The organism is Mesorhizobium ciceri biovar biserrulae (assembly GCF_001618845.1).
Lineage (GTDB): Bacteria > Pseudomonadota > Alphaproteobacteria > Rhizobiales > Rhizobiaceae > Mesorhizobium > Mesorhizobium ciceri.
Genome location: NZ_CP015064.1, coordinates 2,524,372 through 2,547,404, shown reverse-complemented (window position 1 = coordinate 2,547,404; position 23,033 = coordinate 2,524,372). Strand labels below are relative to the sequence as shown.

The following is a 23,033-nucleotide window of genomic DNA, read 5'->3' as shown; positions in this document are numbered from 1 at the left end:
CGCCGGCACTGGGCCGGCGGTTTCAAAACGCATTAACGCGGAACTCGATTACTTAAGCCCGAGATAATAGAATGCGATTATGGCCGAACTCCGGCCGACCTCGCGAGTTGTCACATCGCGCCGGATTCCTCCTCGAACCCGTCGTCGCCACCTTCGGAGCCGCCATTCTCAAGGAACTTTTCGGCGATCAGCCCGGCATTCTGTCGGAGCGCCAGCTCGATCTCGCGTGCGGTGTCGGGATTGTCGCGCAGGAACAGTTTGGCATTCTCGCGGCCTTGGCCGAGACGCTGCGAATTGTAGGAGAACCAGGCGCCCGACTTCTCGACCACGCCGGCCTTGACGCCGAGATCGACCAGTTCGCCGGTCTTGGACACGCCTTCACCATACATGATGTCGAACTCGACCACCTTGAAGGGCGGCGCCAGCTTGTTCTTGACCACCTTGACGCGGGTCTGGTTGCCGACGACTTCGTCGCGGTCCTTGACCGAGCCGATGCGGCGGATGTCGAGGCGCACCGATGCGTAGAATTTCAGCGCGTTGCCGCCGGTCGTCGTCTCGGGCGAACCGAACATGACGCCGATCTTCATGCGGATCTGGTTGATGAAGATGACCATGGTGTTGGAGCGCGAGATCGAGGCGGTCAGCTTGCGCAGCGCCTGGCTCATCAGGCGGGCCTGCAGGCCGGGCAGCGAATCACCCATCTCGCCTTCGATTTCGGCACGTGGCGTCAGCGCCGCGACCGAATCGACCACCAGCACGTCGATGGCGCCGGAGCGCACCAGCGTGTCGCAGATTTCCAGCGCCTGCTCACCGGTGTCGGGCTGCGAAATCAGCAGGTTTTCGAGATCGACGCCAAGCTTGCGGGCATAGACCGGGTCAAGCGCGTGCTCGGCATCGACGAAAGCGCAGATGCCGCCCTTCTTCTGGGCTTCGGCCACGGTGTGCAGGGCCAGCGTCGTCTTGCCCGAGCTTTCCGGCCCGTAGATCTCGATGATGCGGCCGCGCGGCAGGCCACCGACGCCAAGCGCGATGTCGAGGCCAAGCGAGCCGGTCGGCACCGTTTCGATCTCGACGACCTGCTCGTTGGCGCCGAGCCGCATGATCGAGCCCTTGCCGAAAGCCCGCTCGATCTGCGACAGCGCCGCATCCAGAGCCTTTGATTTGTCCACTGCCTTGTCCTCTACCAGCCGCAAAGAATTCTGAGCCATGATACATCACCCCTTGGTCGTCAATGAAGGCCGGACAATCCGTAATCCCTGCCTATTTGTACCTTTTTTGTTCTCATTTGGCAAGAGGGACCAAATAACTGAAAAACAAGCAATATCCGGATTTGTTCTTTTTTTGTCCAAGGATTCGATCGGGAATGCACCGCACGTTGGGCCAGACGGCTCGGTTGTTTCGACCTGCCGAATCGCCGCCTTGCATGCGAAGCTCGGTCGCACAGCCTAGCGCTTGTGCGGCTGGAATAACAAAGGTCATATCGCCGGCATGCTGAAATCCGCGAAAATACTGGCCGTAGGCGGCGCCCATATCGACCGGCGCGGCCAGGTGTCCGGCGCCTACGTGCCCGCCGCCTCCAATCCGGGCACGATGCGCGAGGATGTCGGCGGCGGCGTCTTCAACGCCTTGCGCAGTGCCGTGCGGCGCGGCGTCTCCGCGTCGCTGATGTCGGTTCGCGGCGGCGATGCCGCTGCCGACACCGTTTCGCGAGCCATCGCCGGGGCAGGCATTGCCGACCTGTCGGCGGTTTTCCTCGACCGCACGACGCCGAGCTACACGGCGCTGATCGACAGCGAAGGCGAACTGATCGTCGGCTTTGCCGACATGGCGCTCTACGACCTGGCGTTTCCCAAGCAGATCAGGCGCTCCAGGGTGCGGGAGGTGATCGCTGCCGCAGATGCCGTCTTCTGCGACGCCAATCTGCCGACGACGGCGCTGGAACGGCTGGTCGCGCTCGCCGCGGGCAAGCCGGTTTTCGCGATTGCCATTTCGCCGGCCAAGGTGGTGCGGTTGCTACCGGTGCTGAAGGAGCTTTCGCTGGTCTTCATGAACCGGCGCGAGGCCATGGCGCTGGCCGGCGTCGCCGCGAATGCCACGGAGCGCGAGGTGGTCGACGGGTTGCGATGCAGCGGCCTCGTCAGCGGCGTGGTGACGGCAGGCGGCGGGCCCATGCTGGGCTTCGATGAAGCCGGCGCCTTCTCTATCCTGCCGCCGCCACCAAGAAAGGTCGCCGACGTCACCGGCGCCGGCGATGCGCTGGCGGGCGCAACGGTCGCTGCCTTGCTGCGCGGACTGCCGCTGCGGGCAGCTCTGCGCGAAGGCATTGCCGGGGCGACGCTTGCCATCGAAAGCGCCGCCGCCGTTCCGGAGTTCACCGCGGCGAGCTTCGCGGAAGCGTTGGCTCTTGTGCCGGATGCCAGGGAAGTGGCATGAGACCGGCGAATTCATAGTGCCGCGATGTTGCCGAGCGTCCGACGGACGCGCCGCATTCCGGATAGGAGACCTTCATGACCCCTGAGACCGCCCGCCCCTTCATCGACATCCACGCGCCGGTGGCGCAGGCCCTGGCCGACGGCCGGCCGGTGGTGGCGCTGGAAAGCACCATCATCACCCATGGCATGCCCTACCCCGACAATGGCGCCATGGCGGCCGATGTCGAAAAGATCATCAGCGATGGCGGCGCCGTGCCGGCGACGATCGCCGTGGTTGGCGGCCGCATCAAGATCGGGCTTTCGGACGGCGAGCGCGAATCGCTGGCGATGACGGGCGACGCCATGAAACTGTCGCGCGCCGATCTCGGTTTTGCGGTGGCGCAAGGGCGCACCGGCGGCACCACGGTCGCCGCCACCATGATCGCGGCGCATATTGTCGGCATAAAAGTGTTCGCCACCGGCGGCATCGGCGGTGTGCACAAGGGCGCCGAAAAGAGCTTTGACATTTCCGCCGATCTCGACGAGCTGGCGCGCACCCCGGTGATTGTCGTCTCAGCTGGTGCCAAGGCCATCCTCGACATCGAAAAGACGCTGGAGGTGCTGGAAACGCGCGGCGTGCCGGTGATCGGCCATGGCTGCGAGACGATGCCGGCCTTCTGGTCCAGGCAATCGCCGTTCCGCGCGCCGCTGACCTTGCACGAGCCGGAAGAGATCGCGCATTTCTACCAGACGAGGGCAGCACTTGGGCTTGCTGGCGGCATGCTGATTGCCAATCCTGTGCCGGAAAACCAGGAAATCCCGGCTGCGGAGATGGCGGGCTATATCGACGCCGCGCAGAAGGCCGCCGAAGCGCTCAACGTGACCGGCAAGGCGGTGACGCCGTTCCTGCTGGGAAAAATCCTCGAACTGACCGGCGGCAGGAGCCTCAAGACCAACATCGCGCTGGTGGAAAACAATGCACGGCTGGCGGCGAGGATAGCCAGGGCATTGTAGGGCACGGCCTCCAAGGTCGGCGGGACAGAGGGGGGTGCTGTCCCTCCGCTGTGCCAAGAAGGCTGGCGTCACTTCCCCGCCCGCCGCCCCGCCTCATACGCCCGGCGTGCCCAGGCCGCCATCTCCTCGGGATCATCGAACGCGCTGTCGGGAACGCTCCAGTAGGGCATGGCGACCAGCTTGCCGTGGCGCGAGCCGGTATAGGTCCATTGCGTGCAGCCGGCGGCCTCGAACTCGGGGGCGCTTTGCTCGTCGGCCTTCAACAGCAATTCGCTGCGCAGCACGATGGCGACGATGACGCCGTCGAAATAGATGCCCTTGCCGCCGAACAGTTTGCGGATGCTGACCGGGCCTAGGCCCTCGAACAGTTCGGCGATGCGTTCATTGTCCATGCCGAGATCATGTCACCGGCATCTGGCCTTGTCATCGCCGCAACCAAAATCATGCTGACAGGTTGAGAGAGGTATCGGAGTTTTCCCGCCATGCCCGTCCTGCTGAAAGGGTCCTGCCGCTGCAATGCCGTGCGTTTCGAGGTGGAGAGCCACACGCCGGCGCCATTCATGCTGTGCTACTGCTCGATCTGCCGCAAGCAGCAGGGCGGCGGCGGGTTTGCCATCAATCTCGGTGCCGACAACGAGACACTGAACATCAGGGGCAAGCGCAGCCTCGGCGTCTTTCGGGCGGAGATCGAGGACGACGAGCATCCGCATTGCGAAATCTCAACCGGCGAGCGCAATTTCTGCAAGAAATGCGGCTCAGCCCTTTGGCTCTACGATCCAACCTGGCCGGAACTGGTGCACCCCTTCGCCTCAGCGATCGACAGCGATTTACCCATTCCGCCGAGCCGAGTGCACCTGATGCTGAAATACAAAGCGAACTGGGTGGAGCCGGTGGTTGGCAAGCACGACAAGGTCTTCGACGTCTATCCCGAGGAATCGATCGCCGATTGGCACAAGCGGACGGGCATGTGGGTGGAGTGAGTTTCTTCGCCCCGTTTACGGGGAGGTGAGGAGTGATCCGCGCAGCGAACGAAAAGCCAATTGCTTGGATTTTCTAACGACGTACGCCGGCAAGCTGGGCGGAGCTAACTCTGGAGAGGCTGGCGCTGCCCCTCATCCGTCACTTCGTGACACTTTCTCCGCGTAAACGGGGCGAAGGAAAAAATCAGGCCGAAGCGCGTGCCTCTGCCAGTGCCTTCAGGTCGGCCGGCTTCAGTTCGACGGATTCGCCGCAGCCGCAGGCCGAGCTCTGGTTCGGGTTGTGGAAGGTGAAGCCGGTGCGCAGCGTCGTCTGCTCGAAATCCATCTCGGTGCCGAACAGGAATAGCGCGGCCTCGGGCGCGACATAGACATGCGCGCCGTCGCGCTCGATATGGTCGTCCTTGGTGTTGGGCTCGCTCACCAGATCGACCGTATATTCCATGCCGGCGCAGCCGCCCTTCTTGATGCCGAGGCGGATGCCATGCGCGTTGTCGCGGGTGGCGACGATCTCGCGCACCCGGTCGGCGGCCTTTTCGGTCATGGTGATGACGGCGAAGCGTCCCATTCTTTTTCCTTCCATTCCATGCAGGTTCAAGGCCTGCCGAATGATTCCTCACCTAAAATGGTGAAGTTTTATCCCTGGCGCAAGTGTTCCAGGCTTGACGCTAGTACCAACCCACCGCCACCTGCGCCTCTTCCGACATGCGGTCGGCAGACCAGGGCGGGTCGAAGGTCATGTTGACCTCGACGCCGGACACGCCTTCGACGGCGCCGACGGCATTTTCGACCCAGCCGGGCATTTCGCCGGCGACAGGGCAGCCGGGAGCGGTCAGCGTCATGTCGATCTTGACCGAGCGATTGTCCTCGATGTCGATCTTGTAGATGAGGCCGAGCTCGTAGATATCGGCCGGGATTTCCGGATCGTAGACCGTCTTCAGCGCCGATACGATGTCGTCGGTCAACCGCGCCAGTTCGTCGGCTGGGATGGCCGATCCCGAAACCAGCGCATTGGGCGCGGTTTCCGGAGTGGTCTCGGCAGCGATGCTTGCATCATCCATGGTCGTCACCCAAAAAAATCGTCATCCGAAGAATTTGCGCGCTTTTTCAAGCGCCTCGGCCAAAGCGTCGACTTCGGCCCTGGTATTATACATGCCGAACGATGCCCTGCATGTGGAGGTTACGCCGAAACGTTTCAACAGCGGCTGGGCGCAATGGGTGCCCGCGCGGACTGCAACGCCCTGCCTGTCTATCACCATCGACACGTCGTGCGCATGAATGCCTTGCAGTTCGAACGAGATGATGGCGCCCTTGCCGGGCGCATCGCCGAAGATGCGCAGCGAATTGATGGCGCGCAGCCGCTCATGCGCATAAGTCTTGAGGTCTTCCTCATGCGCGGCGATGCGCTCGCGGCCGATCGTTTCCATATAGTCGAGCGCGGCACCCAGTCCGATCGCCTGCACGATCGGCGGCGTGCCGGCTTCGAAACGATGCGGCGGCTCGTTGTAGGTGACGATGTCTTCCGTCACCTCCTCGATCATCTCGCCACCGCCCATGAAGGGGCGCATGCCCTGGAGAATGTCCTTCTTGCCGTAGAGCACGCCGATGCCCGAAGGGCCATAAACCTTGTGCCCGGTTAAGACGAAGAAGTCGCAGTCGAGATCCTGCACATCGATCGGCATATGCACGGCGCTCTGGCTGCCGTCGACGAGGACGGGAATTCCACGCGCATGCGCGATGCGCACGATTTCCTTGATCGGCGTCACCGTGCCCAGCGCATTCGACATCTGCGTGACGGCGACCAGTTTGGTGCGGTCGGTCAGCCGTTTTTCGAATTCCTCGATGTGGAAGACGCCGAGATCGTCGACCGGCACCCAGACCAGCTTGGCGCCCTGCCGCTCGCGGATAAAATGCCAGGGAACGATGTTGGAGTGGTGCTCCATGATCGACAGCACGATCTCGTCGCCCTCGCCGATGTTGGGCATGCCATAGCCATAGGCCACGGTGTTGATGGCCGAGGTCGTGTTCGAGGTGAAGATGATGTTGTCGGTGCTTGGCGCGTTGAGGAAACGGCGTACCGTTTCGCGCGCTTTTTCGTAGGCGTCGGTCGCGGCATTGGACAGGAAATGCAGGCCACGATGGACGTTGGCATATTCCTGGCTGTAGGCGTGCTGGACAGCGTCGAGCACCACCTGCGGCTTCTGTGCCGAGGCGCCATTGTCGAGATAGACCAGCTTCTTGCCATAGACTTCCCGCGACAGGATCGGGAAATCGCGGCGGATCGCTTCGACGTCGTAGGGAATGTTTTCGAGTTTCTGGTCCATTTCAAAGTCCTTGCCGGCCAAGGCCGAGATCCTTCCAACACCCCTCATCCGACCGAGCTTCGCTCGGCCACCTTCTCCCACAAGGGGAGAAGGTCTAGCGCTTTACCTTCTCCCCTTGTGGGAGAAGGTGGATTGGCGCGTAGCGCCAAGACGGATGAGGGGTGGCTTTGCCGGACCCCATCCAATTAGCCGTGCGTCACGAACCAGCCGTCGAGCCGCGCTTCCAGCGCTTCGACGATCGCCTCGTCGTCCAGTTCCTCTATCACCTCGGCGACGAAGGCCTTCACGAGCAGCCCCCGCGCGCTTTTCTCGTCGACGCCGCGCGCCATCAGGTAGAACAGATGATCGTGGTCGATCTCGGTGACCGTCGCGCCATGGCCGCAAATCACGTCGTCGGCGAAGATTTCAAGCTCCGGCTTGGTCGAGAACTCGCCATCGTCCGACAGCAACAGCGTGTTGCATGCCATCTTGGCGTTGGTCTTCTGCGCATATTGATGGACGTTGATGCGGCCCTGAAACACGCCGCGCGCCTTGCCCGTCACCACGTTGCGGATGATCTCCGTCGAGGTCGTGTGCGGCACGGCGTGGTCGAGAACCATGGTCACGTCGGTATGGGTGTCGCCGGCCAAGAGGTTGATGCCGCGCAGCTTGAAATCGGCGCCTTCGCCAGTCGTCCTGACCATGATCTCCTGGCGCACGAGCTTGCCGCCGGCGTTCATGACGAACAACGTCAGCTTGGCATTCTTGCCGATATGGGCCTTGAACTGGGCCAGATGCGTCGCCGTTTCCGGCTGTTCCTGGACAATCAGCCACGTTACCTCGGCGCCTTCGCCGAGCACGAGCTGGCTGACCGAGCTGCCCAGGGCAGCGCCGTCACCCGTCTGCCGTTCGACGATGACGGCCTTGGCGCCGGCGCCGACACGCACTGGCAGGCGCACATGGGTCTGGCCGCCGGCCTGCAGGTTCTGCAGCTCGACCGGCTTTTCGAGTTCCACGCCATCGGCGATGTCGACAAAATATCCGTCGGCGACGAAAGCCGTGTTCAGCGCGCCGATGGCGTCGTCGCTGCCATAGGGGTCGAGCCCAGGTGCTGCGCTGCCGTCGACCAGCTTTTCCGACAGGCGCTGGAAAGAGACGCCTTCAAGAACCGGCGCTTTGGCGTCGGACTTGCCGTTCAGGATCGACACCACGGTGGAACCGTCGACGATCGGCGCAATGACTTTGGCCAAGGCGGCCGGGTCGAAGTCCGGCACGGTATTCAGCAACCGGCGCAGGTCGGTATAGTGCCAGGATTCGACGCGCCGCGTCGGCAGGCCGTGCTTGATCGTCTCGATGGCGTCGTCGCGCTTCAGCATCACCGCGCCGTCACCCGGCAGCAGCGACAGCCGGTCGCCGAACGCGTCGATCAACGCTGTCTCGGCCGGTGTCCGCTGCGGTTGTGCGTGCATGTTCATCAAACTGCCCTCTGGCATCTCACGCTGCTTCGCCGATCACGCCGGCGTAGCCGTTGGCTTCCAGGTCGAGCGCCAGCGACTTGTCGCCCGACTTGATGACCTGCCCCTTGTAGAGCACATGCACGGTGTCGGGCACGATGTGCTCAAGCAGGCGCTGGTAATGGGTGATGACCAGGAACGCCCGGTCCGGCGCGCGCAGCGCGTTGACGCCATCGGAAACGATCTTCAGCGCATCGATGTCGAGCCCGGAATCGGTTTCGTCGAGCACGCACAATTTCGGCTCCAGCAGCTTCATCTGCAGGATCTCTGCCCGCTTCTTCTCGCCACCGGAGAAGCCGACATTGAGCGGCCGCTTGAGCATCGCCATGTCCATGCTGAGCGAGGCGGCGGCTTCCTTCACGCGCTTCAAAAATTCCGGGATCTTCAGCGGCTCCTCGCCACGCGCCTTGCGTTGCTCGTTCATCGCCACCTTCAGGAATTCCATGGTGGCGACGCCCGGTATCTCCATCGGATACTGGAAGGCGAGGAAAATGCCTGACGTGGCGCGCTCGGCCGGATCCATTTCGAGGATCGACTGGCCGTTGTAGAGGATGTCGCCTTCGGTCACCTCATAGTCCTCGCGGCCGGCGAGGATGTAGGACAGCGTCGATTTGCCCGAGCCGTTCGGCCCCATGATCGCGGCGACCTCGCCGGCTTTCACCGTCAGGTTCAGACCGCGGATGATTTCGGTGCCGTCATCGACGATGCGGGCGTGCAGGTTTCTGATTTCAAGCATTTTTTCGTTTCCTGAATATCTGTCCGGTCAGCCGACCGAGCCCTCAAGCGAGATACCGATCAGCTTCTGCGCCTCGACGGCGAATTCCATCGGCAGTTGCTGGATGACGTCCTTGACGAAGCCGTTGACGATCAGCGCGATCGCTTCCTCTTCAGGGATACCGCGCTGCATGACGTAGAACTTCTGGTCCTCGGAAATCTTCGACGTGGTCGCTTCGTGCTCGAACTGCGCCGTCGAATTCTTGGCTTCCATGTAGGGCACGGTGTGCGCGCCGCACTGGTCGCCGATCAGCAGGGAATCGCAGTTGGTGAAGTTGCGGGCGTTGGTCGCCTTGCGGTGCGCCGAGACCTGGCCGCGATAGGTGTTCTGCGAGAAGCCGGCGGCGATGCCCTTGGAGATGATGCGGCTCGACGTGTTCTTGCCGAGGTGGATCATCTTGGTGCCGCTGTCGACCTGCTGATAACCGTTCGAGACAGCGATCGAATAGAACTCGCCCGAGGAATCGTCGCCGCGCAGGATGCAGCTCGGATATTTCCAGGTGATCGCCGAGCCGGTCTCGACCTGCGTCCACGAGATCTTCGAGCGATCGCCACGGCAGTCGCCGCGCTTGGTGACGAAATTGTAGATACCGCCCTTGCCCTCGGCGTCGCCGGGATACCAGTTCTGCACCGTCGAATATTTGATCTCGGCATCGTCGAGCGCCACCAGTTCGACGACGGCAGCATGCAGCTGGTTCTCATCGCGCTGCGGCGCCGTGCAGCCTTCGAGATAGGAGACGTAAGCCCCCTCCTCGGCGATGATCAGCGTGCGCTCGAACTGGCCGGTGTTCTTCTCGTTCATGCGGAAATAGGTCGACAGCTCCATCGGGCAGCGCACGCCCTTGGGCACGAAGACGAACGAGCCGTCGGTGAACACGGCCGAATTCAGCGTGGCGTAATAATTATCGGAGGTCGGCACAACCGAGCCGAGATACTTCTTCACCAGTTCGGGATGCTCGCGGATGGCTTCCGAGATCGAGCAGAAGATGACGCCGGCCTGCGCCAGCTCCTTCTTGAAGGTGGTGACGACGGAAACGGAATCGAACACGGCGTCGACGGCGACGCGGCCCGATTTGTAGACATTGTCGCTGACTTCCTCGAGTTCCGAGGCGTCGGTCTTCTGCACGCCGGCGAGGATTTCCTGCTCGCGCAGCGGAATACCCAGCTTCTCGTAGACCTTCAAGAGTTCGGGATCGACATCGCTGAGCGAGGTCGGGCCGGGCGTGCTCTTGGGCGCCGCGTAGAAGTAGATGTCCTGGAAATCGATCTTGGGATAGTGGACGCGCGCCCAGGTCGGCTCGTCAAGCGTCAGCCAACGGCGATAGGCTTCCAGACGCCATTCCAGCATCCAGGACGGTTCGTCCTTCTTGGCCGAAATGAAACGGATAATGTCTTCGCTGAGGCCTTTGGGGGCCTTATCCATCGCGATTTCGGTCTGGAATCCATATTTGTATTGGTCGACGTCGATCTTTCGGACCCGATCGATCGTGTCCTGCACAGCAGGCATATGCGTTCTCCATCCACGCCGGGGTCAAGGCCCGACAGTTTTCAAACTATGGCACCGCCAAAACGAACCCCAAAAAGGCGCTTGCGGCAGCGTAAGTTTCATATAGTGCGCTTCGACCGGAAATTCACCCGGCCAGCATGAAACGCACGGCTCTACCAGGCCGAATGGCCCAAATCATTTTCGTCAAGCATCGGATTTTCCCGAAAATCGCTACGTGCTTTTCGGTCCGATGCCCCAACCGCTCACGCGGCTTTTTCTCTATCCGCCCGACGCGCGGCGATTCCCGTCAGCGCAACGCGAAACAACTCGATGTCTTCCGCGCCCGTCGCCGGACCGATCGACACGCGCAAGGCGCCAAGGCTGTCACCGTATCCCATGGCTTTCAGCACATGGCTCGGTCCGACCTTGCCCGACGAACAGGCAGAGCCGGCCGACAGCGCTACACCGGCCAGGTCGAAGGCGATCTGCGCGGTTTCGGCTTTGACGCCCGCAATAGCGAAGAATGCCGTATTGGCAAGCCTTGGCGCACCGGTTCCGAAGATTTCCGCGTCCGGCACCAGCGTTTTCACGATGGCCTCGATCTCGTCGCGGCGCCGGCGCACCGCATCTATGGCCGGCAACCCGGCCAGGGCTTCGCGTGCGGCGGCGCCAAAGCCGGCAATGGCCGCGAGGTTTTCGGTGCCGCCGCGATGGCCCTTTTCCTGGCCACCGCCATTGATCAGAGGCTTCGGCATCATCAGGTCGGAAGCGGCGACGATGGCGCCAACGCCCTTGGGGCCGCCGATCTTATGCGAGGACAGAATCAGGTAATCGGCGTAACCCGCTGACATATCGATCGAAACACGCCCGGCGGCCTGCACGGCGTCGACCATGAGGATGCCGCCCGCCGCCTTGACGATCCCGGCGATGCGATCGATCGGCTGGATGACGCCGGTCTCGTTGTTGGCGGCGTGGATGGCAACCAGCGGCAGGCCTTCGCTCTTGTCATGACCACTGAGCGCTGCCGCCAAAGCGTCGAGATCGGCGATACCGTTGGCGTCGACGCCGATCCGGTTTACCTGCGCTGACGGGAAATGTCCGCCGTTCAACAGGCAGGGATGATCGGCCTCCGACACGTAAAGCCGGCTCATGCGCACCGTGCCGCGCCCCATCTGCCAGTCGGGTGACAGCAGCGTCGAGGCTGCTTCCGTGGCACCGGAGGTGAACACGACGTGCTCGGGCTTGGCGTTGACGAGCGCCGCCACGTCACGCCTTGCGGTCTCGATCAGACGGCGGGCCGCCCGCCCCTCGGCGTGAACCGATGACGGATTGGCGGCGACATCGAGCGCCGCGACCATAGCTTCGCGGGCCGCGGCAAGCAGCGGCGCACTGGCATTGTAGTCGAGATAGGCGCGTTTTGCGGCCATTTTCGTCCGTCAAGTCCCGTCAGAAGCCATTCCGCCGTCGTATGGCGTTATTTCCTTGAAATTCCAAGGCGAGCCGTCCTATTTACGCGGCTTGCGGCGCGGGTGGCCGGGCTCGATGTCTTGCCACTCAGTTTTGAACAATTCTAAACTAGCTTCTAAGAAGACGCTCGCCCTGCGTCAAGGCCAGAGGAAACGTTCCAGGCACCGCGCATTCGTATTACCTAGTGGAGTATTTTATGCCTGAGGTCATTTTCACCGGTCCTGCCGGCCGCCTGGAAGGTCGCTACCAGCCTTCCAAGGAAAAGAGCGCGCCGATTGCCATCGTCCTGCACCCGCACCCGCAATTCGGCGGCACGATGAACAACAAGATCGTCTACGACCTCTTCTACATGTTCCAGAAGCGGGATTTCACCACGCTTCGCTTCAATTTCCGCGGCATCGGCCGCAGTCAGGGCGAATTCGACCACGGCACCGGCGAGTTGTCGGATGCCGCTGCGGCGCTGGATTGGGTGCAGTCGCTGCATCCCGATTCCAAGAGCTGCTGGGTCGCCGGCTACTCGTTCGGATCCTGGATCGGCATGCAGCTTCTGATGCGCCGGCCCGAGATCGAAGGCTTCATCTCGATCGCGCCGCAGCCCAACACCTATGATTTCTCGTTCCTGGCGCCCTGCCCGTCATCGGGCCTGATCATCCATGGCGATGCCGACAAGGTGGCGCCGCCGAAGGATGTGCAGGGCCTGGTCGACAAGCTGCACACGCAGAAGGGCATCACCATCACCCAAAAGACGTTGCCCGGCGCCAACCATTTCTTCTCCAACGATGCCGACCTGCTGCTCGAGGAATGCGCCGACTATCTCGACCGCCGGCTGGCCGGCGAATTGTCGGATCCGCGGCCGAAGCGGCTGAGATAAGCAAAGAAAGCAGGGACGGCGATGTACGAACCTCCTCATTTCAGGGAAACGCGGCCGGAAATCCTGCACGGGCTGATCCGGACGCATCCGCTGGGCCTGTTGATTTCCAACGGGCCCGATGGGCCGGTCGCCAACGCCATCCCGTTCCTGCTCGACGCGGAAATCGGGCCGAACGGCAGGCTGCGCGCCCATCTGGCGCGGGCCAACCCGCAATGGCGCCTGTTGGCCGACAATCCGGCGTCAACCGTACTGATCGTCTTCCAGGGCAGCGATGCCTATGTGACGCCGTCCTGGTACGAGACCAAGCGCGAGACCGGCAAGGTGGTGCCGACCTGGAATTATGCCATCGTGCAGGTTCGCGGCACCGTCAAGGTGATGGATGATCAGGACTGGCTGGCGCAGCAGATCGCCGATCTGACCGTCTCCCAGGAAGGCGCCCGCGCCGCGCCCTGGGCGGTGACCGATGCGCCGGAGCCCTTCATCCAGTCGCAGATCAAGGGCATTATCGGGCTGGAAATCGAGATCAGCGAAATCCACGGCAAGTGGAAGGTCAGCCAGAACCGGCCGGTCGCCGATCGCGTCGGCGTTGCACAGGGGCTCGAAAGCGAAGACCACCAATCGCCCGGCATGGCCGACCTGGTCAGATCCTATGGCGGACTGGACGGCAACTGAACTTCGAATGCTCAGGCAGCCTTCCTTGTCGGTCCGATCAGCCGAAACGTTCTCTTGCGGACCGGCAGTCCCGACGGCGTCGGCCGGAAGATGAAGCCGAGCCGGGCAAAGACCAGCCCGCAGGCAAGCGCGAAACCGCAGCCAAGGCCGAAGCCGGCGACGGTGTCGCTGGGATAGTGCGCGCCAACGAAGATACGGGTCGAGGCGATGCAGGCGGTGATCGCCAGGGCGATGTACCATCGCCGCGGAAACAACAGCAAAGCGACCCCGAAAACCGCGCCCATTGTCGTACCATGGCCGGACGGAAAGCCGGCGAAGCGCGCATCGAAAGCGAAGGGGTGCAGGGTCAGCACGCCAAAGTCCTCGTAATACAGCGGGCGAGCCCGGCCAATGGCATATTTCAGCACATTGACGGCGATCCCCGACAGGCCGGTGGCGCACAGCACCAGAAAAGCCAGGCAGGTCCAGTTGTAGAGCAGCATCAGCGAGCGCCGCGACAGGCTTCGCCAATCCGTCAGGTTCGCGGCGACAAGCAGAAGCACTGAGGGAATGATATACCAGCCTCCCAGGCCGAACTGGGTGAAAAAGTCGGCAGTCCGGGCAAATCCCGCCGACCACTTGCCGTGAAGCATTCCGGCCGGAGTGTCGAGACGAACAAATGCCGCCGCGGTCAGCAAGACCCAGACCAGCACCCAGACCGACCACAAAATATTCGGGTATCTGGCCGGCCGGGTGGCAAGGCGGCTTTTGGCGATCTGCATCGTATCGCGAAAGTTGTCGAGCGACCGGCGCCCTATGCCAAGGAGCAGGCTCGAAACGGGCGGGCGTGATTTCACCAGCATAGGAAATTCGACCCCATTGTTGCCGTCATGGGCATCGGCGAGCCGTCACTGGGTTACACGATAGAGGCCGAGCGACAGTTTGTCTCCCGACGAATAGTTGAGGCCGTCGACCTCGGCAACGCGGCTCGCCGACTTGCCTTGCGCCTCCAACAGGCCATTCAGCTTCTGCTCGTCGCCGATTTGTGCCAGCGCCAGCGCGCAGGCCGGATCGCCGAGCAGATGCTTGGCGACGCCATCGACATCGGTCAGGACCGTCTTGGTGCCGACCAGGAACACCAGGCTCGGCTCGTGATATTCCGCTGAGGCGAGCACCGTGGTGTCGCAAGGCCTGTTGGCCTGGACTGCCGCCTCGATCGCCGGGCTCAGCCAGATCGGCTTCAGCGAAGGCGCGATGACGCCGAACAACAGCCCATAGGTGATGCCGGCGCAGACCGCGATGGCGCCGATGCGGGAGAGCGGCACTTGCAGCTGTCGCGAAAAAGCGAAATACCCTGCCGCCAGCGCCGCCGCGGCGGCGGGGATGCTCCACCAGGAAAAGGAGCCGGTGAGATAGATCGGCGCTCCGACGCAGACCGCCGCCAGGCCAAGGCTGACCACGGCAAGACCGAATGCGGTCGACCACCACAACCAGTCCTGCCAGCGCCTGAGCGGCGCATTGGCCTCCTGCGGCGACAATGTCAGCAGCCAGCCGATCAGCAGCGCCATGCCGGGATAGGCCGGCAGGACATAGTGCGGCAGCTTGGTCGGGATCAGCTCGAACACCAGCCAGAACGGAATGTACCAGGCGAGGCAGAAACGCAGCCGGGGATCGTCGCGCAGACGGTTGAGGGCCTGCAGCCCGGCGCCGACCGCGATCAGGCCGAACGGCCACATGAACAAGGAATAGGTCAGCATGTAGAAACCGGGCGGCAGGCCGTGCGATTCCTCGCCCGAGGCCACCTTGGCCATCATGTCCTTGCCGACGGCATCGTTGAGAAAGGCGCCGCCGCTCTTCCAGGTGATGAGGGCGACCCAGGGCAACACGATGAGCACCACCAGAGCGACACCGCGCACGAGCTTCAGCTTCAGGAGCCAGCGCCAGTCGCGCTCGAAGGCAAACAGGGCGGCGACCGTGAGCACCGACAACAGCGGAGCCACCGGCCCCTTGATAAGGATTCCAAGTCCTTGAGCGGCCCAGAAAATCCACGGCAGATGGGCGGCTACCGGTTCGTTGCGGCGCGCTGCCAGATAAATCTGGGCGAGCGCGCCTTGCGCCGCCACGCAGCAGGCCAGCAGCATGGCGTCGGTCTTGGCGTCACGGCCCTCGAAGGCGGTGGCGAAGATCGCCGCCATCATCAGACCGGCGGCGAGACCGGCATTGGCCCCGAACAGCTTGGTGCCCGTCCAGGCGATGCCGACGACGGCCAAGGCAATGCCAAGCATGGAGACGAGGCGGTAGACCCAGATCGGCGCCGCCGCCCCCTCGCCGCTCAGCGCCACGGCCGCCGATTGCAGCCAGTAGATGCCGATCGGCTTCTTGTAGCGCGAGGCATCCTGAAAACGGATGTCGACATAGTCGGAGGTTTCGACCATCTGCTTGGTGGCCTGGACAAAACGGGATTCGTCGCGGTCGATGGGTGGAAGGCTCGCCAGTCCGCTGAACGTCATCAGCACGCTGAACAGAAAGAGAAAGAGATAGTTCCTGTTCATCGCGGAGCTTTCCGGATCTGATCTGCGGGATGGCCCCGTCGCGGCGCCTCAGGCCCTGCCCTGCGCGGCGCCTCAATACGCCAGCCCAAACGACGAAGCAAGGATTCGCAAACGCCATCCGCGCGGGCTGCAAAACCGGAAAGCACTTTTGCTGATGCTGGACCTTTGTCTGGCGCGATCAGTCGCAAAACCGGAAACCACTTTTGCTGATCGCTGGACCTTTGTCTGGCGCGCGATCAGTCGCAAAACCGGAAACCACTTTTGCTGATCGCGCTTGGATGCTAAACGCCCGCGTTCATGCACGCCTGAGCCACAGCGGCCGGACGCTTTCGGGAATAGAAAAAATGCCTGCCTTCAAATCGGATTTCCTGCGCACGATGAGCGAGCGCGGTTTCATCCACCAGACTTCGGATGATGCCGGTCTCGACAATATCTTCGCCAAGGAGACGGTGACAGCCTATATCGGCTTCGACGCGACCGCCAAGAGCCTGCACGCCGGCTCGCTGATCCAGATCATGATGCTGCACTGGCTGCAGCAGACCGGTCATCGGCCGATCGCGCTGATGGGCGGCGGCACCTCGATGATCGGCGACCCGTCGTTCAAGGATGAGGCGCGCAAGCTTTTGACCCCGCAGGACATCGAAGACAATCTTGCCGGTATCCGCCGCAACTTCATGCCCTACCTCAAATTCGGCAGCGGTCCCAACGACGCCATCATGGTCAACAACGCCGATTGGCTGATGGAGATCAACTACGTCAATTTCCTGCGCGATGTCGGTCGTCACTTTTCCGTCAACCGCATGCTGGCGTTCGATTCCGTCAAGCTGCGGCTCGATCGCGAGCAGTCGCTGTCGTTCCTCGAATTCAACTACATGATCCTGCAGGCCTATGATTTCGTCGAGCTCTACAAGCGTCTCGGCTGCCGCCTGCAGATGGGCGGCTCCGACCAGTGGGGCAACATCATCAACGGCATCGATCTCGGCCGCCGCATGGAGGACGCGCAGCTCTATGCACTGACCACGCCGCTGCTCACCACCTCGTCGGGCGCCAAGATGGGCAAGTCGGCTTCGGGCGCGGTCTGGCTCGACGCGGAGATGCTGAGCCCCTACGAATTCTGGCAGTACTGGCGCAACACCGAGGATGCCGACGTCGCCCGCTTCCTGAAGCTCTACACGACGCTGCCGCTGGACGAAGTGGCGCGGCTCGAGCGGCTCGGCGGATCCGAGATCAATGAGGCCAAGAAGATCCTCGCCACCGAGATCACCGCCCTGCTGCACGGCCGCGCGGCCGCCGAGCAAGCCAGCGATACGGCGCGCAAGACGTTCGAGGAAGGCGCGCTCGCGGAGTCGCTGCCGACCGTCGAGGTCGACAGGACAGCGCTCGAAACCGGCGTCGGCATCCTGTCGCTGCTGGTCACCGCCGGACTGGCGGCGTCGAACGGCGAAGCGCGGCGGCATGTGCAGGGCGGCGCCGTGCGCCTGAACGACGAGCCGGTGAGCGACGAGCGCCGGCTGGTGACCCCTCAGGATTTGAGTCCGGAGAACGTCGTAAAGCTTTCCTTGGGAAAGAAAAAACACATTCTGATACGGCCGATTTGAACTCGGTCACCGATACTCAAAAATCGACCTGAATATTCCGGGCGCGATCACCGACAGCGGATTGATGTCCAGCAACGGCTTGTTGGCGTTGCCTTTGAGCCGGTAGGTGACGCCGATCAGGCCACGGTCGCGGCCATTGCCGAGCAGCGCGCCAACGATGGGCAATTCGCCGAAGATGCGATTGAGGCCATAGACCGGCATGAACGTGCCGGTCATGTCCATGTTGTTGTTCTGGTCGTAGAGCGTCCCCTGGAACGTGGTGCCGATGCGCGGTCCGCGCAGCACGCCATTGGCCAGTTTCAGATAGCCGCTGCCCTTGTCGATCTCGGCGTAGCCGCGTTCGAACTTCACCCGCGACGTGTCCAGCTTGCCCTTGACCGCCTGGTTGAGGCTGCGGTTGTCGCCGGCCGGCGTGGTCGAGACGATGGAGGCGAGCTTCGGTTCGTTGACGACGAAAAAATTGCTGGTGTCGACCTTGCCCTTGAGCGATCCGTCGCTCGGCCCGGCCAGTGCGAGCGTGATCACGCCGCCTTCCATATGTTCGTAGATGTTGAGGAATCTCAGGATGGCGCCGGCGTCCGCGGACTGCATGTTGAGCGTGCGCCGGCCGGCGCCGGTCGTGTTGCTGATCGATATGGCCGCACCTGAACTGGCCGTGGCGCTGACCTTCAGCCCGTTCACCCGCGAGCCGGCCGCGCTGTAGTCGAGCTTCAGATTGGACAATTGCTCGTCGTGGAAACCGGTCAGCCGGTCGACATCGGCGCTGACGGAAATGGCATCGGAACCGGTGGTCTTGGTAGCCGTGTCGACGTCGGAGGTGAACTGCTTGATGAGCGAGCGGGCGTCGAGCGCGTTGCCCGATATGTCGACCGCATAGCCCTTGCCGGACCGCTTCACCGATACGGCAACGTCGTCGCCCCTGTTCAAGGTGACCTTGCTGAACCGCGCCGACGACAAGGCGCCATTGACCAGCACGATGCTGCCGTCGACGGAGAACGTCTTTCCGTCGAGATTGAAATCGGACAGCGTCGTGGTGTCGCCGGACTTGGTCATGACGAAGGTGACGTTGGCGGGCACCCCCGCCCCCTTGCTCCAGCCCGCCCAGGGAATGTCCAGCCTGGCGTTGGTCAGGTCGGCCGAGACGTTCTGGTCGCCGCTGCCGTTCTTGTCGATCGCCACCTTCACAGTTCCGGCAAGCAGCGGCTTCAGGCCGGGCATGGCGGCGGCGCGGATCTTGTCGTCGAGCACCAGGGCCACCTTGCGGCTGCGCGCCGGCCCCTCATCCCTGAGCGGCTCGATCAGATCGAGTTCGGCCGGAATGCCGTTCAGCAACGCCTTGGCGGAGATCACCGCCTTCTCGGGGTCGACCGTGATCGAACCGTCGGCATCCGTCACGACCTGTCCTTCGAAGGGCTTGGCCAGGGACATGCCGGTGTAGTCGAGCGACACCAGCCAATCGAGCTTCGAGGAGTCGACGCCGGACTGCAGCGGAATATCCGCCTTGACGTGACCGGTGACGCTGCCCGACAGGTCCTCCGGCAGAATGCCGACATGGCGCATGGCGTTGATCGGCTCGTAGGATGCGAGTTCGGCAACGGCGGATGCGTCGCCGTCGACATCGATGTCGAGCGCGCCGACGACCGGCGGGCGGTTCGCCGCCTTGACCGTCAGCGTGCCGTTGCTGGCCGCCACGGTGCGGCCGCTGGGCATGTAGACGGTGCCCGAGGAGAGCGAGATATCGACATCGTTGCCGTGGAAACCGACGACGCCGACCGCGTCGCGTATCGGCGGGATGCGGCCGGCGGTGTCGAATCGCGATCCCTCGATCTGGAAGCGGCCGAACACCTCATCGGCCGAAAGCGGCACGCCGTTGCCGAGCCGGCCCGGCACCACCTGGAACTGAAGGTTGGCGTCGACGACACGGCCGCCGAACAGATTGGCCAGCACCCAGAGCCGGGCATTGCGCGCCGAAAACCACGGCCATAGCTGCTTGACGTGAGAGACCTGCATGTCGTGGATGTTGAACGCCAGATTGATCCCCGGCACTTTGCCGTCGACGAACGCCACGGCGGCGGTGCCAAGCACCTCGCCGGAGCCGGCGGACCGAAGCGCGATCTGCTCTGCGACCAGTTTGTGGCTCACCGTGTTGTAGACACCGGCGATCCGGGCGAGGAAGGTGAGCGCCGGCTCGGGCGACTCCGAAGGCGCAAGCGACGATCCGTCGCTGGTCAGGTCGTAGCGATAGGAGGGCTCTTCACCCACCGCTCCGCTTGCCGGCTTCGGCCCGATCGAACCGGCGAAATCGAATGTCGAGCGGCCGGTCTTCAGCAGCAATCTGTCGACCTGGACCTTGTTGCTGCCAGCAACCAGCGTCGCATTGATATCGACGTCCGCCGCCAGCAATCCTCGCGTGCCGAGATCGAGGACAGAGCCCGTCGATGACAAAGCGGCCGTCAGCCGCGATGCGTTCACGCCGAACCCTTCCGATCCCGTCAGCTTCAACGCGACGGGTCCCAACTTGCCGGCAGCGGCCGCGCCGGTGTCGGCCAGATCGACGCTCGCATCCAGCGCCGTGACCCGGTGCGCCGCGATATCACGGGTGGCGGTAGCGGCAACCGTAAGCGTCCTGCCGTCGATGTCTGCCTTCGAGGAAAACTGCATGCCGCCCGGTCCCGACTGCACGACGGTGGCGTCGGTGATCTTGACGAGCTTGATCGCTCCGGTTTCGGGCAGCACGAATTCGACATTGCGAAGATCGATGCGTCGCAGCGAATCCTCCCGCACGGCATCGAGTGCGTGGTTGATGTTTCCGAACACCGCGGCGGACAGCTTCTCCGGGTCGATGAGGCCGTCCGCATTGCGCAGGCCGGCGGTCCAGTCGCCGCCTGACGGCATCGCCGCCACGACGATGCGGGCATCCGAGATCCTGGCGCTGGTCAGCCGCACATCTCCCCACAGCAGCGGGAACAGACGCACGCCGAAGCGCACGCGGCCGGCATCGGCCATCGGCTTGCCGTCTGATGTCTTCAAGCTGACGTCGCTGACCTGAAGCGCGATGAAACTCGAACCGTCGAGCGTGATGCGGGCAGGCCCGACCGCGACATTGACATCGACGCCCGCCAGTTTCTCAAGCGCCGTTTCCGCCTCGGCGCGAAGCCGGTCGGCTCCGATGCCGGAGGCGCCAACCAGATAAACGAGCACGGCGGCCAGCAGCACGAAAGCGACCAGACCGGCGAACAGTCGCGACAGGATGCGAAAACCGCGTCCGATCGACGCCTGACCAAGCGGCGGCACACGGCAGGCGGACGGAAAGGTCCCCAGGTCGGTGATCTCATCACGCCTGAACCGGATCTTCTCGTGCTGCGGTCGCTCCTGATCCACGCAATTTTCCGTTGTACGAACTCGATCGTGGACGAATCCCCGTCCGACACTATATCGGTGTGGCTTCGCGCGTAACCTCAAACAAGGGCATCGGTATGGCTGACCTCGACGTAGGCGATCTCGCGCCGCAATTTGACCTGCCGCGGGACGGCGGCGGATCGGTCAGCCTTGCCGCATCGTCCGGCAAGCCCATCGTGCTCTATTTCTATCCGCAGGACGACACAACAAGCTGCACGCAGGAGGCGATCAGCTTCTCGCAGTTGAAGCCAGAGTTCGAGAAGGCCGGCGCCGTGGTGATCGGCCTGTCGCCCGACCCCGTCAAGAAGCACGACAAGTTCAAGTCGAAATACAATCTCACCATCGACCTCGCCGCCGACGAGGAGCGCAAAGTGATCGAGGCTTACCATCTGTGGGTCGAGAAATCGATGTATGGCCGCAAGTATATGGGCGTCGAGCGCGCGACCTTCCTGATCGGCCGCGACGGACGGATCGCCAGGATTTGGCGCAAGGTCCGCGTCAAAGGCCATGCCGAAGAGGTACTCGAGGCCGTTCGAGCGCTTTGAGGTTTGCCGGCGAGGCTGGCCCAGGTTCCCTTGCAACCTTACGCACGCCTGGCGGGCAATCGCTGTGAGCAAGCTATCGCTGCAAGCCTTTGTTAACCCTAATAATGTGTAATCAAGCTGTCGTGGTGTCGTAAACGAAAGCTTGGTCCCGTGAACGCAACCGGTCAGTCCGCAGTCTTCGGCAAGCGTAAGGAGCCCCATACGGTCATCATCGCCCGGGGCAACGAGATCAGGCATTTTACGATCCGACCGTGGCTGGCGGCCTTTATCGGCTCGGCGCTGGCCGCCATTGCCGTCGGCTACCTCATGGCCACCTCCTATCTCGTGCTGCGCGACGATTTGATCGGCGCCACAACGGCGCGTCAGGCGCGCATGCAGCAAGCCTATGAAGATCGCATTTCGGCGCTTCGCGCCCAGGTCGACCGCATCACCAGCCGCCAGTTGCTCGACCAGCAGCTGATGGAAACCAAGGTCAGCGAACTGCTTGAACGCCAGAGCCAGTTGAGCCAGCGTCATGGCCGCCTTGGTCCGCTGCTCGAACGCGCCGAGAGCGAAGTCGGCGCAGCGCCGGCCGAAGATCCGGCAGCGGCTGCGAAGCCGGACAAACGCGCCGAAGCGACCGGCAGCATCAAGGAGCCCGCGCGGAATTATGCGGTCGCCAGCCTGAGCGCCGATCTCGGCGCCGGCGACACAAGGCCGTTCTCGCTGTGGTCAACCCGCTCCGATCCGCTGCCCAATGATTCAGCCGCCGATCGTGCCGACAAGCTCTTCGTCTCGATCAACCAGTCGTTGAAATCCATCGAGAGCGATCAACTGACCCGCATCAGCACGCTTGCCGACAATGCCTATAAGAGCGCCGATGCCATCACCCAGGCGCTCGAGGCGGCCGGACTGCCCGTCGACAGCGACTTCGGCAAGGGCGACAGCGACGTCGGCGGACCGCTGATCCCGCTCGACAGTTCGATGATGTTCGACAGCAAGGTCAAGGAGCTGGACGAAGCGCTGGACGCGCTCGACCATCTCAAGAAAGAAGCGCGCCAGCTGCCGCTGACCAATCCGGCTCCGGGTCACTCCGTCACCAGCCCGTTCGGCGTGCGCACCGACCCTCTCCTTGGCACCGCCGCCCTGCATTCCGGCATGGATTTCAGGGCGCCGATCGGCATGGCCGCAAAAGTCACGGCGCCTGGCACCGTCACCAAGGCCGGCTGGAACGGCGGCTATGGCCGCATGGTTGAAGTCGACCACGGCAATGGTTTTGCGACACGTTACGGGCATCTCAGCGAGATCGACGTGACCGTCGGCGAGAAACTGGACGCCGGCGCCGTCATCGGCAAGACCGGTAGCAGCGGCCGCTCGACCGGCCCGCATCTGCACTACGAAGTCCGCCACAATGGCGAAGCGATCGATCCCTTGCGCTTCCTCACGGTCGGCAAGAAGGTCGCCCAGTATCTGTAAGCGATCCCAGGCTCCT

20 protein-coding genes are annotated in these 23,033 nt (G+C 63.0%); 8 read left to right on the top strand and 12 right to left on the bottom strand.

Annotation, left to right across the window (positions count from 1 at the left end):
* Nucleotides 1-110 precede the first annotated feature (110 nt).
* A complete protein-coding gene (gene recA / locus A4R29_RS11580) occupies nucleotides 111-1,208 on the bottom strand; it encodes a recombinase RecA (protein WP_013532151.1) in 1,098 nt (365 codons plus the stop codon).
* 280 nt (nucleotides 1,209-1,488) lie between these two features.
* On the opposite strand from recA, the gene A4R29_RS11575 reads away from it, so the two are divergent.
* Nucleotides 1,489-2,433 (top strand): carbohydrate kinase family protein, encoded by a 945-nt coding sequence (locus A4R29_RS11575; protein WP_063173651.1) that lies wholly within the window; start codon nucleotides 1,489-1,491, stop codon nucleotides 2,431-2,433.
* A gap of 74 nt (nucleotides 2,434-2,507) precedes the next feature.
* Nucleotides 2,508-3,425: a pseudouridine-5'-phosphate glycosidase gene (locus A4R29_RS11570; RefSeq protein ID WP_063171962.1), complete on the top strand. Its 918-nt coding sequence runs from the start codon at nucleotides 2,508-2,510 to the stop codon at nucleotides 3,423-3,425.
* Between the two features lie 68 nt (nucleotides 3,426-3,493).
* Here A4R29_RS11570 and A4R29_RS11565 read toward each other — a convergent pair whose 3' ends face one another.
* A complete protein-coding gene (locus A4R29_RS11565; protein ID WP_063171961.1) occupies nucleotides 3,494-3,817 on the bottom strand; it encodes a TfoX/Sxy family protein in 324 nt (107 codons plus the stop codon).
* Nucleotides 3,818-3,907: 90 nt separating this feature from the next.
* On the opposite strand from A4R29_RS11565, the gene A4R29_RS11560 reads away from it, so the two are divergent.
* Nucleotides 3,908-4,405, top strand: coding sequence for a GFA family protein (locus A4R29_RS11560; RefSeq protein ID WP_063171960.1), 498 nt, complete (start codon nucleotides 3,908-3,910; stop codon nucleotides 4,403-4,405).
* A 184-nt stretch (nucleotides 4,406-4,589) separates the two neighbouring features.
* Here the strand turns inward: A4R29_RS11560 and sufA are convergent, their stop codons facing one another.
* The 7 genes from sufA to A4R29_RS11525 form a co-directional block, all read right to left on the bottom strand.
* Nucleotides 4,590-4,970 carry a Fe-S cluster assembly scaffold SufA gene (sufA, locus tag A4R29_RS11555; protein ID WP_063173650.1) on the bottom strand — a complete coding sequence of 127 codons (381 nt, stop codon included), beginning with the start codon at nucleotides 4,968-4,970 and terminating at the stop codon, nucleotides 4,590-4,592.
* 100 nt (nucleotides 4,971-5,070) lie between these two features.
* Nucleotides 5,071-5,463: an SUF system Fe-S cluster assembly protein gene (locus tag A4R29_RS11550; RefSeq protein WP_013532157.1), complete on the bottom strand. Its 393-nt coding sequence runs from the start codon at nucleotides 5,461-5,463 to the stop codon at nucleotides 5,071-5,073.
* Nucleotides 5,464-5,484: 21 nt separating this feature from the next.
* Nucleotides 5,485-6,726, bottom strand: a complete 1,242-nt coding sequence (locus A4R29_RS11545; RefSeq protein ID WP_063171959.1) for a cysteine desulfurase — start codon at nucleotides 6,724-6,726, stop codon at nucleotides 5,485-5,487.
* A gap of 185 nt (nucleotides 6,727-6,911) precedes the next feature.
* Complete coding sequence (sufD, locus tag A4R29_RS11540; protein WP_063171958.1) at nucleotides 6,912-8,180, bottom strand: Fe-S cluster assembly protein SufD; 1,269 nt, start codon at nucleotides 8,178-8,180, stop codon at nucleotides 6,912-6,914.
* Between the two features lie 19 nt (nucleotides 8,181-8,199).
* On the bottom strand, nucleotides 8,200-8,955 hold the full coding sequence (gene sufC / locus A4R29_RS11535) for a Fe-S cluster assembly ATPase SufC (RefSeq protein WP_023810312.1): 756 nt from the start codon (nucleotides 8,953-8,955) through the stop codon (nucleotides 8,200-8,202).
* A 27-nt stretch (nucleotides 8,956-8,982) separates the two neighbouring features.
* Entirely contained in the window at nucleotides 8,983-10,500 is a 1,518-nt protein-coding gene (gene sufB, locus A4R29_RS11530; RefSeq protein ID WP_013532161.1) for a Fe-S cluster assembly protein SufB, read from the bottom strand.
* A gap of 242 nt (nucleotides 10,501-10,742) precedes the next feature.
* Nucleotides 10,743-11,906, bottom strand: coding sequence for a cysteine desulfurase family protein (locus tag A4R29_RS11525; protein ID WP_063171957.1), 1,164 nt, complete (start codon nucleotides 11,904-11,906; stop codon nucleotides 10,743-10,745).
* A 236-nt stretch (nucleotides 11,907-12,142) separates the two neighbouring features.
* Here A4R29_RS11525 and A4R29_RS11520 point away from each other — a divergent pair, with 236 nt between their 5' ends.
* Together A4R29_RS11520 and A4R29_RS11515 are read left to right on the top strand one after the other, a co-directional pair.
* A complete protein-coding gene (locus tag A4R29_RS11520; protein ID WP_013532163.1) occupies nucleotides 12,143-12,817 on the top strand; it encodes an alpha/beta hydrolase in 675 nt (224 codons plus the stop codon).
* 21 nt (nucleotides 12,818-12,838) lie between these two features.
* Nucleotides 12,839-13,489, top strand: coding sequence for an FMN-binding negative transcriptional regulator (locus A4R29_RS11515; protein ID WP_013532164.1), 651 nt, complete (start codon nucleotides 12,839-12,841; stop codon nucleotides 13,487-13,489).
* Between the two features lie 11 nt (nucleotides 13,490-13,500).
* Here the strand turns inward: A4R29_RS11515 and A4R29_RS11510 are convergent, their stop codons facing one another.
* Complete coding sequence (locus tag A4R29_RS11510; protein ID WP_063171956.1) at nucleotides 13,501-14,331, bottom strand: phosphatase PAP2 family protein; 831 nt, start codon at nucleotides 14,329-14,331, stop codon at nucleotides 13,501-13,503.
* Nucleotides 14,332-14,376: 45 nt separating this feature from the next.
* Nucleotides 14,377-16,020 (bottom strand): ArnT family glycosyltransferase, encoded by a 1,644-nt coding sequence (locus A4R29_RS11505; RefSeq protein ID WP_063171955.1) that lies wholly within the window; start codon nucleotides 16,018-16,020, stop codon nucleotides 14,377-14,379.
* A 344-nt stretch (nucleotides 16,021-16,364) separates the two neighbouring features.
* Between A4R29_RS11505 and tyrS the strand changes: the two genes are divergently transcribed.
* Nucleotides 16,365-17,618, top strand: a complete 1,254-nt coding sequence (gene tyrS, locus A4R29_RS11500; RefSeq protein WP_063171954.1) for a tyrosine--tRNA ligase — start codon at nucleotides 16,365-16,367, stop codon at nucleotides 17,616-17,618.
* Nucleotides 17,619-17,624: 6 nt separating this feature from the next.
* Here the strand turns inward: tyrS and A4R29_RS11495 are convergent, their stop codons facing one another.
* Complete coding sequence (locus A4R29_RS11495; protein WP_027162384.1) at nucleotides 17,625-20,999, bottom strand: DUF3971 domain-containing protein; 3,375 nt, start codon at nucleotides 20,997-20,999, stop codon at nucleotides 17,625-17,627.
* A 95-nt stretch (nucleotides 21,000-21,094) separates the two neighbouring features.
* Between A4R29_RS11495 and A4R29_RS11490 the strand changes: the two genes are divergently transcribed.
* Together A4R29_RS11490 and A4R29_RS11485 are read left to right on the top strand one after the other, a co-directional pair.
* Nucleotides 21,095-21,562 carry a peroxiredoxin gene (locus A4R29_RS11490; RefSeq protein WP_023810305.1) on the top strand — a complete coding sequence of 156 codons (468 nt, stop codon included), beginning with the start codon at nucleotides 21,095-21,097 and terminating at the stop codon, nucleotides 21,560-21,562.
* Nucleotides 21,563-21,712: 150 nt separating this feature from the next.
* Entirely contained in the window at nucleotides 21,713-23,017 is a 1,305-nt protein-coding gene (locus A4R29_RS11485) for a M23 family metallopeptidase (protein ID WP_063171953.1), read from the top strand.
* The last annotated feature ends 16 nt before the right edge of the window (nucleotides 23,018-23,033 follow it).